Source organism: Parabacteroides sp. MSK.9.14 (assembly GCF_019041495.1).
Lineage (GTDB): Bacteria > Bacteroidota > Bacteroidia > Bacteroidales > Tannerellaceae > Parabacteroides > Parabacteroides merdae.
Genome location: NZ_JAHPXO010000066.1, coordinates 1 through 8349, shown reverse-complemented (window position 1 = coordinate 8349; position 8349 = coordinate 1). Strand labels below are relative to the sequence as shown.

Sequence of the window (8349 nt, the reverse complement as noted above, 5' to 3'; positions counted from 1 at the left end):
TTACCGAAATAAACAATAGCAAAAGGGGCTATCCGACTTTTTGGACAGCCCCTTTGGAGCGGAAGCGGGGGGATTCGAACCCCCGGTACGGTTACCCGTACGTCAGTTTAGCAAACTGGTGGTTTCAGCCACTCACCCACACTTCCATGAGTTTTGCGCTTCATTTCCTTGAATTGCGCTGCAAAGATATGCTTAAGTTTTTAAATATACAAAGCATTTGGTGTATTATTTTAAAAGAAAAAAGACTTATTCTTGCACATGATTGGCAATCAGAGGTTTTCAATCCTACAAAAGTGAACACTTTTTTCTTCCCGATTGCAATGCTTGGAATAAGTTAGAAAGAGGTAGGGCATTCGGGAAAAAGATATTATTTTTGTGGCCGGTTCTGAGATACAGCAGACTATATATAATATGGAGAAAAAAAAGATGCGAAAGCATACTCTCATTGTTGGAATCCTCTCGTTTATCATCCTCCTGTTAGCAGGTGTGGGATTCTGGGCATACTGTTTGATACTTGCACCTGATTTCGAGCCGCGCAAGACTGTATATGTTTATATTGACGAGAAGAAAGATTTTGGCGATCTCTGTCGCCAGTTGGTCGACTCTGCCGGTTGCCGGCGTATCGGGAGTTTCAAGCAGCTTGCCGGAATGCTGAAATATCCCACCAATATGCGTACCGGACGTTATGCTGTGGAGCCGGGTATGAATAACCTGGCATTGCTTAACAACCTGCGTCGGGGGCATCAGGAAGCTACTCGAATCACCTTTAATAATATACGCTTCAAGTTGGATCTGGCCGAAAGACTTGCCGGGCAGTTAATGATCGAGGAGGATGATCTGCTACCATTGCTTGTTGATTCCGTCTACTGTGCATCATTAGGTTTTACGACTGAGACGATCCTTGCGCTGTTTATTCCGAATACTTATGAGGTATACTGGAATATTTCCGCTGAGAAGTTGATGCAGCGTATGCAGCGTGAATATAAGATTTTCTGGAATGACGCTCGCTTGGCAAAAGCGAAAGAAATTGGGATGACACCGGTCGAAGTTGCCATTCTTGCCTCTATTGTGGAAGAAGAGACGGCTGCCGTAGACGAATATCCTATTGTAGCAGGTCTATATATTAATCGCTTGCAGCGGGGCATTCCCCTTCAGGCGGATCCGACCGTGAAGTTTGCCGTGGGAGATTTCTCTCTCCAGCGCATTTTGTTCGAGCATCTGGAGATCGATTCTCCCTACAATACCTACAAACATGCCGGACTTCCTCCCGGACCACTCCGTATCCCGACTATTAGGGGATTGGATGCCGTGTTGAACCACATGAAGCATAACTATCTATATATGTGCGCGAAGGAAGATTTTTCCGGACGGCATAATTTTGCGGCCACTCTTGCCGAGCATAATCGTAATGCTAACCGCTACCGGGCAGAATTGAACAGACGGAAAATCCGGTAGGCAATATGGAAACATTTTCCCGGTATGCCACGATCGTTTCATTATAGGGAAACGGCAGTGCCATTATAAGGAAACGAGAGTTCCACCATAGGGAAACAACAGTATCATGCCTATGAAACTAAAAATCCAATATAGCTTGGTTGTTGCGGGTATGGGTAAAAGTCTTATCTTTGTGGGAAGATAACAGAAGCAAAATCAAGTAAAACAAAATAAACGTTACATGGAAAAACATCTATTTTTAGGGGATGAGGCCGTGGCACAAGCTGCTATCGATGCCGGTCTGTCCGGTGTTTACGCCTATCCGGGGACCCCTTCGACCGAGATAACCGAATTCATACAGGGTTCGGCCGTCGCAAAGGAAAGGGGGATTCACTGCCGTTGGAGCACGAATGAAAAAACTGCAATGGAAGCTGCGTTGGGTATGAGCTACGCAGGCAAGCGGGCTCTTTGCTGTATGAAGCATGTGGGGCTGAACGTTGCCGCCGACTGTTTTATGAATGCTGCTATGAGCGGTGTCAATGGTGGTATGATTATCATTACAGCCGATGATCCTTCGATGCACTCTTCACAGAATGAACAAGACAACCGTATGTATGGCAACTTTGCCATGATCCCGATGCTTGAGCCGGCCAGCCAGCAGGAAGCATACGACATGGTATATGACGGGTTTGAATTATCCGAAAAACTGGGCTATCCCGTTTTGGTGCGTATCACTACCCGTATGGCCCATTCCCGTGCAGGTGTGGTCAGACGTGAACAAAAGGTGGAAAACAAAATGCATACGCCCGAAGATGGACGTCAGCGTTTCATCCTTCTTCCTGCACTAGCTCGTAAGCGCTTTAAGACGTTGATTGCGGCGCAGGATACGTTTACCGCTTCTTCTGAAGCCTCACCTTATAATGCCTATTTCGACGGTCCGAATAAGGAGCTCGGCATCATTACGACCGGTATTGCGTTCAACTATCTTTCGGAGAACTATCCTGACGGTTTTGAACATCCGGTATTGAAGATCAGCCAGTATCCGTTACCTCGCAAAATGGTCGAAAAGATCGTTCGTGAATGCAAGGAAATCCTTGTACTCGAAGAGGGATATCCGGTAGTCGAGGAGCAACTGAAAGGTTTCCTTGGGATTGGTATCCAGGTGCATGGCCGTCTTGACGGAACATTGCAACGCGACGGTGAGCTGACTCCCGATGCTGTCGGTAAGGCGCTGGGTAAGCGGATCGAGAGCTACTATGCCACTCCGGAGGTTGTCGAACAACGTCCGCCTGCATTGTGCCAGGGGTGCGGACATCGCGATATGTATGAAGCGCTGAACGAGGTTCTGGCCGGGTACAAAGGAGCCAAAGTGTTCGGTGATATCGGCTGTTATACGTTAGGGGCTTTGCCTCCTTTCCGGGCGATCGATACTTGTATCGACATGGGAGCCTCCATCACGATGGCTAAAGGAGCTTCCGATGCGGGCGTTTATCCCGCAGTGTCGGTGATAGGCGACTCGACATTCACGCATTCCGGTATGACTGGCTTGCTTGATTGCGTCAATGAAAACACGAATATCACGATCGTTATTTCCGATAACGAGACAACGGCTATGACTGGTGGACAGGATTCAGCAGGAACAGGCCGTATCGAATCGATTTGTGCCGGTATCGGTGTTGATCCGGCCCATATCCGCGTCATGGTTCCTTTGAAGAAGAACTACGACGAGATGAAAGCGATCATTCGTGAAGAGATCGAATATAAAGGCGTATCCGTCTTGATTCCCCGTCGTGAATGTATCCAGACATTAACAAGAAAGAAAAAAGCAAGCAGGAAATGAAAGCAGACATCATATTATCCGGTGTGGGAGGACAGGGCATCCTCTCCATCGCTGCCGTTATCGGAGAAGCCGCGTTAAAAGAAGGTTTGTATATGAAGCAAGCCGAAGTTCATGGAATGAGCCAGCGTGGGGGGGATGTGCAGTCAAACCTCCGCCTGTCCGACCAGCCGATTGCGTCTGACCTGATCCCACTAGGACAGGCTGACCTGATCATCTCGCTCGAACCTATGGAAGCGCTCCGCTATCTGCCTTATCTGAAGAAGGACGGGTGGCTGGTGACCAATTCGCAGCCGTTCATCAACATCCCCAACTATCCGGAGATGGGAAATGTGAATGAAGAACTGGAGAAACTGCCGCATAAGGTCGTGCTGGATGTGGAAGCTATCGCCAAGGAGGTGGGTTCCGTTCGTGCGGCCAATATCGTGATGCTGGGAGCCGCTGCCCCCTTTATTGGCATCGAATATGATAAGATTGCTGATGGTATCCGCCGCATCTTCGGACGTAAAGGCGAAGAAATCGTAGAAATGAACCTTAAGGCTCTGAAAGCAGGCTACGATGTAGCACAGAGCATGCAAAAGTAATAAAATGAAAAAGTATGTATTCCTTGCCTTTTTTGCTCTCATTGCTTTTGTTGTAAAGGCGCAGGATGAGAGTGGTGATCTTGTAAAAGAAGGACAACAGATGCCGGCTTTTACGATTGTGAACGACAATGGTACGCAGGTGCCTTCTTCTTCTTTGAAGAGAAAAGTGATCTTGGTAAATTTTTTTGCAACCTGGTGTCCTCCTTGTCAGAAGGAGCTTGCAGAGGTGCAAAAGATGCTCTGGCCGAAGTATAAGGACAACAAAGATTTCGTCCTGTTGGTGATCGGGCGTGAGCATACAGACGTTGAATTGCAGAAGTATAACGAAAAGAAAGGTTTTACCTTTCCCTTATATCCTGATAAGAACCGGGCTATCTATGGCGCATTTGCCAAAAATCTGATCCCGCGTAGCTATCTGGTTGACAAGACTGGTAAAGTGGTATATGCGACCAAAGGCTATAGCGACGAGGAATTTGCTGAACTGATGAAAAGGATTGAAGCAGCTTTAAAATAAGGAATATGGAATATAAGAATGTACATATCATTTATTTCTCTCCGACGCATACTTCGGCTAAGACTGCTTATGCGATTGCGGAAGGACTGAGTGGTGACGTATTGCTGGAGTCGGACATTACTTATGATGCTCCGGCGGAAGAACTTGAGATCCATGATGATGAACTGACTATCGTGGCCGCTCCCGTCTATGGTGGGCGTGTAGCCGAAACGGCGATGGAGCGCCTCCGGGCTTTCCATGCTCATCAGGCTCCGGTCGTTCCGGTCGTGGTTTACGGTAACCGTGATTACGAGGATGCGTTGAAGGAATTGTCCGACACGTTAGTCGATGCCGGTTTTGTCCCTGTTTCGGCAGGTGCTTTTGTGGGAGAGCATTCTTTCAGCCGTAAGGATATGCCCATCGCCGCCGGGCGTCCCGATGAGGCCGATCATGAAGCTGCCGTCAGGTTCGGACGTGCCATCAAGGAGAAGCTCGAAAAGGTGGACGAACTTTCTTGCCTGAAGCCGTTGGAGATGAAAGGTAATTTTCCCTACAAGGTGAAAGGCCCTTCCACGCCGCAGGCTCCAGTGACGGATGAGGACTTGTGTACGCAATGCGAATATTGTATCGATGTATGCCCCGTATCGGCTATTTCGATTGTCGATGACCGTATATTCAGTGACCCGGCGACTTGTATCAAGTGTTGTGCTTGTGTGAAGGAATGTCCCGAAGGTGCCCGTACGTTTGATACTCCTTATACAGCGATGCTGCATAAGAACTTTAGTGTCCGCCGCGAACCGGAGTTGTTTATTTGATTTTCTAAAATATCAGTTAATAGCCGATTCCACGGAGATTCAGTTTCTGAACCGAGGGATCGGCTTTTGCCTATATCCTTATTTGTTTAATATCTAATACCAATGTATCGAATGAAGACACGTGTACTGATTTTTCTTTTTATGCTTTGTAGTCTGTCGCTTGACGCCCAGATCCGTTTGGAAGGTTACCGACAAACTGACATCAATCCCGAACTTCTTACCGGACGCTGGAAAGCACACTGGATTTCCATGCCAGGAGAACCTGCCAATGTGTATGGCGTCTACCACATGCGCAAGACGTTCGAACTGGATGAAGTCCCATCCCGTTTTATTGTTCATGTGACGGCTGACAATCGTTACAAGCTCTATTTAAACGGCCGTTTTGTCTCACTTGGACCTGCACGTGGGGATATCTATAACTGGAATTTTGAAACGGTCGATCTGGCTCCTTACCTGATAAAGGGAAAAAACGTGTTGGCAGCTGTGATCTGGAATTATGCCGAGCAGAAGCCGGTTGCACAGATCAGCTTTAATCAGACTGGATTCCTTCTACAAGGAAATACGGAGGTTGAGACTGTGGTCAATACGGATGCTTCCTGGCTGTGCATGAAGAACGAAGCCTATGCTCCTTGGCACAAGCCTGTCTTAGGCTATTATGTGGCGGGGCCTGGCGAACTTCTTTCTGCGTCGAAGTATCCTTGGGGATGGGAACAGTCTGCTTACGATGATAGTAAGTGGTTGCCTGCCCACACGGGAATCGAGGGAGGAGTGAAGGGATCGCGCGACTATCCTGGACGCCTGCTTGTTCCTTGTCCAATTCCCCCGATGGACTTGCTGTCTGAGCGTTTTGAGGCTGTGCGTATATCCGAGGGGGTGAAGATTCCTGCCGGATTCCTGAAAACAAAAACTTCACTGACGGTTCCTGCAAATAGCAAGGTGCATCTCCTGCTTGACAATGGCAAGCTGACAACGGGCTATCTTTCCCTTTTGTTTAGTCGCGGCAAGAATGCTGAAATTACGATTGCCTATGCCGAAGCTCTGTATGAAGGCAAGGAGCAGGGTACGACTAAATCTTATTCGCTTCCGGCAAAGGGAAACCGTGATGAGGTAGAAGGTAAAAGATTCATAGGGTATGAAGATAAAGTGATTGCCGACGGGGGCGAGGGGCGCGATTTTACCACTCTTTGGTGGCGTACGTGGCGTTATGTGGATCTGACGATCTCGACCGCTGACGAACCGCTTGTACTGGAAGATGTCTATGGTACGTTCTCTGCTTATCCTTTCCGATGCGAGATCGCTTTTTCTGCACCCGGACATGACGAGTTGAACAAGATGCTAGAGATAGGCTGGCGTACTGCACGTCTTTGTGCGAACGAGACTTATATGGATTGCCCTTATTACGAGCAGTTACAGTATTTCGGCGATACTCGTATCCAGGCGATGATTACCTTATATAATACGCATGATGCTTATATGGTGAAGAATGCAATCGAGCAGGGGAGGCAGTCGGTCGTAGCAGATGGAATTACGATGAGTCGCTACCCGTCGAGTTTACATCAGTTCATTTCTTCCTTCTCGCTTTGGTGGATTTGTATGGGACATGACTACTGGATGTACCGTGGGGATGAGGCTTATATGAAGACTTTGCTGCCTGCTTATCGTGGGGTACTTTCTTGGTACGAGCAGTGGTTGAAGCGAGATCATAGCCTAGGGTATGTACCGCATTGGTTCTTTGCCGACTGGGCTGCCGGTTTCCAGTCGGGCGAGCCTGTACGTGAAAAGGATGGGAATTCTGCTTTTCAGGACTTGGTGTATATCTTGACGCTCGAATCGGCTGCTGAAATGGAACGGGCTTTCGGCATCCCGTCGATAGCGGATCATTATACACAGATCGCTTCTGCGATTCGGGGAACGATCCGGGAGAAATACTGGGATGCTACCCGGGGATTGTTTGCCGATACTTATGATCACCGAAGTTTCTCGCAACATGTCAACTCGTTGGCTATACTGGCTGGTATCGTGACAGGCGAGGAGGCTACGAGGGTGATGGAGCGTACATTGAACGATTCGTCATTGATACAGGCGACAATCTACTTCCGTTATTATGTGCATCAGGCATTGAAGGTTGCCGGTATGGGAGATCACCTGCTCGACAATCTGCAGATTTGGCGAGACCAGATGGCATTGGGGCTAACAACTTGGGCGGAGATGCCCGAACCGACCCGTTCCGATTGCCACGCTTGGGGAGCCAGCCCTAACATTGAGTTTTTCCGTATCTTGTTAGGTATAGACAGTAATGCACCGGGCTTCAAGTCTATCCGTATCGCTCCGTCATTGGGTGACCTGAAAGAAGTGTCAGGTACGATGCCGCATCCAGTGGGTAGTGTGACTGCTTCCTACAAACTCGATAAGAAGGGTAAACTGACGGCACGTCTTATATTGCCGACGGGTACGGATGGTGTTTTCGTTTGGAAAGGAAAAGAATATCAACTCAAATCCGGTGAACAGGTCTTAACGGTAGAATAGGTTATCAGGCTTCCCCTTATTGTTTAAAGTGATCCTGAAAACAGAAAAGAAGCTCGAATCAAGTTGCATTTGACATACTTTTTTTCGGGCTTAAAAGAGATTGAAAAACGATTTATCCCGTAAGATGCGCAGATAATTACCATGACGACCGTCTTCATTGCTATGAAGTCCGACTTTGTGTATGACGAGTTCGGCACTTCACGGCGATGAAGACGGTCGTCGTATTGATGAGGACCGTCGTCATGGAGATGAGGTGTCTGGTCCCTCAAAAATAGCCACTATTTTCTAACCTGTTTCCGTACGGTCTCCCTGTCCGGATCCAAATATTCGATTCTCCGAAAGTTAAGGTTTATCGGAATGTGTAGGATAAGGGAGGCTTGCTTGACAAAATATATGGTTTTGAGATGAGGTAGGCAGGTCTTTTATGCGTATGTCACAAAAAGCAGGATTTTAGCAGAGAAAAGTCAATTTGAAATCATCCGTTTTGAGGATCGAAATAGAAAAACAGTAGGTTATTGTAAAAAATGCTGTATCATTTCTCGCACATGCGTACCATATAATAATATCTCATTTCAGATAAAGAACGTATAAAAAAGTTTTCAAACCATTTGGAAGTTTGTATTAGAAGAATTACTTTTGCACCCGCATTCGAGCGAGAAG

Annotated in this window: 6 protein-coding genes and 1 tRNA gene; 6 read left to right on the top strand and 1 reads right to left on the bottom strand. The window is 47.6% G+C overall.

Annotation, left to right across the window (positions count from 1 at the left end):
* Positions 1–59 precede the first annotated feature (59 nt).
* A tRNA-Ser gene (locus KTG12_RS20610) sits at positions 60–146 on the bottom strand.
* Positions 147–426: 280 nt separating this feature from the next.
* Here KTG12_RS20610 and mltG point away from each other — a divergent pair.
* The 6 genes from mltG to KTG12_RS20580 all read left to right on the top strand — a co-directional run bounded on the left by mltG (position 427) and on the right by KTG12_RS20580 (position 7689).
* Positions 427–1455 carry an endolytic transglycosylase MltG gene (gene mltG, locus KTG12_RS20605; RefSeq protein WP_195286880.1) on the top strand — a complete coding sequence of 343 codons (1029 nt, stop codon included), beginning with the start codon at positions 427–429 and terminating at the stop codon, positions 1453–1455.
* 220 nt (positions 1456–1675) lie between these two features.
* Positions 1676–3274: a thiamine pyrophosphate-dependent enzyme gene (locus KTG12_RS20600; RefSeq protein ID WP_138273491.1), complete on the top strand. Its 1599-nt coding sequence runs from the start codon at positions 1676–1678 to the stop codon at positions 3272–3274.
* Positions 3271–3855, top strand: a complete 585-nt coding sequence (locus tag KTG12_RS20595) for an indolepyruvate oxidoreductase subunit beta (RefSeq protein WP_022321843.1) — start codon at positions 3271–3273, stop codon at positions 3853–3855. The genes KTG12_RS20600 and KTG12_RS20595 overlap by 4 nt, the downstream gene beginning before the upstream one ends.
* Before the next feature lie 4 nt (positions 3856–3859).
* Positions 3860–4369 carry a TlpA disulfide reductase family protein gene (locus KTG12_RS20590; RefSeq protein ID WP_022321842.1) on the top strand — a complete coding sequence of 170 codons (510 nt, stop codon included), beginning with the start codon at positions 3860–3862 and terminating at the stop codon, positions 4367–4369.
* 5 nt (positions 4370–4374) lie between these two features.
* The gene (locus tag KTG12_RS20585; protein WP_046452692.1) at positions 4375–5163 is read left to right on the top strand and encodes a 4Fe-4S binding protein; all 789 of its coding nucleotides are present in this window, start codon (positions 4375–4377) and stop codon (positions 5161–5163) included.
* 102 nt (positions 5164–5265) lie between these two features.
* Positions 5266–7689 (top strand): alpha-L-rhamnosidase C-terminal domain-containing protein, encoded by a 2424-nt coding sequence (locus KTG12_RS20580; protein ID WP_022321839.1) that lies wholly within the window; start codon positions 5266–5268, stop codon positions 7687–7689.
* Positions 7690–8349: the final 660 nt, after the last annotated feature.

Bases quoted from the DNA above. Each gene is read 5' to 3' on its own strand.
- KTG12_RS20600 (WP_138273491.1), top strand. From the start codon at position 1,676: ATGGAAAAACATCTATTTTTAGGGGATGAGGCCGTGGCACAAGCTGCT.
- KTG12_RS20585 (WP_046452692.1), top strand. From the start codon at position 4,375: ATGGAATATAAGAATGTACATATCATTTATTTCTCTCCGACGCATACT.
- KTG12_RS20595 (WP_022321843.1), top strand. From the start codon at position 3,271: ATGAAAGCAGACATCATATTATCCGGTGTGGGAGGACAGGGCATCCTC.
- KTG12_RS20580 (WP_022321839.1), top strand. From the start codon at position 5,266: ATGTATCGAATGAAGACACGTGTACTGATTTTTCTTTTTATGCTTTGT.
- mltG (WP_195286880.1), top strand. From the start codon at position 427: ATGCGAAAGCATACTCTCATTGTTGGAATCCTCTCGTTTATCATCCTC.
- KTG12_RS20590 (WP_022321842.1), top strand. From the start codon at position 3,860: ATGAAAAAGTATGTATTCCTTGCCTTTTTTGCTCTCATTGCTTTTGTT.